At 57.5% G+C, this 831-nt stretch carries 1 protein-coding gene; it reads right to left on the bottom strand.

The features are described 5' to 3' along the window. Positions 1–9: 9 nt before the first annotated feature. Entirely contained in the window at positions 10–816 is an 807-nt protein-coding gene (locus XarbCFBP7408_RS22010; RefSeq protein ID WP_104564698.1) for an IS5 family transposase, read from the bottom strand. Positions 817–831 lie beyond the last annotated feature (15 nt).

The following is an 831-nucleotide window of genomic DNA, read 5'->3' as shown; positions in this document are numbered from 1 at the left end:
TAGAGCGTGTTATGAACTTTGAAAGAGCGTGGCTGCATTTCCAAGCATCAGAATCGTGAAGACAACAAAGTGCAAACCGGCCAAGGTTTCCGGTAATCGCTCGTAGTCGCGTGCCAGTCGCCTGAAACGATTGACCCATCCAAAGCTGCGCTCGACGACCCAGCGGCGCGGCAGCAAAACAAAGCCTTTCTTCGCTTCTTGCAGTTTGATGACGTGCAATTCGATGCCTTCTTCCTTGGCCGCTTGCGCCGGTTCTTCGCCGGTATAGCCCTGATCCACAAAGGCGATCTTGACCGTTTCACCGGTCACGTGTTGTACCTCTTGGGCCAACGATCGGACTTGCGCGCGCTCTTGCTCATTGGCTGGCGTGACCTGGACGGCGAGCAGATGTCCCAGCGTATCGACCGCCATGTGCACCTTGCTGCCTTTCTTGCGCTTATAGCCATCGTATCCAGCACGCGGCCCGCTTTCGCAGGTGGACTGCAGCGTACGGCCATCGAAAATGACCGCGCTCGGCTGGCCTTTCTTCCCGTGCGCCACACGCAAGAGTGAGCGCAGATCGCTGACCATGGCTTCGAAGCAGCCAGCCTGCAGCCACCGCTGCGTTTGCTGATACACCGCTTCCCAAGGCGGGAAATCGTTGGGAAGCAATCGCCACGGTGCGCCGGCGCGTGCGATCCAGCGAAGTGCGTTAAACATCGCGCGTAGCTCATACTTGCGCTGCGGTGCCTGCACATCCATTAGCGTCAAATAGGGAGCCGCAAAGGCCCATTCTTCGTCGGAAATATCGGTCGGATATGGCTTACGAGGCTTCATCCGTATACGTTAGCG

Source organism: Xanthomonas arboricola pv. guizotiae, from assembly GCF_002940205.1.
In the GTDB taxonomy this organism is placed as follows: Bacteria; Pseudomonadota; Gammaproteobacteria; order Xanthomonadales; family Xanthomonadaceae; genus Xanthomonas; species Xanthomonas arboricola_C.
This window is presented reverse-complemented; position numbering and strand designations above follow the sequence as displayed.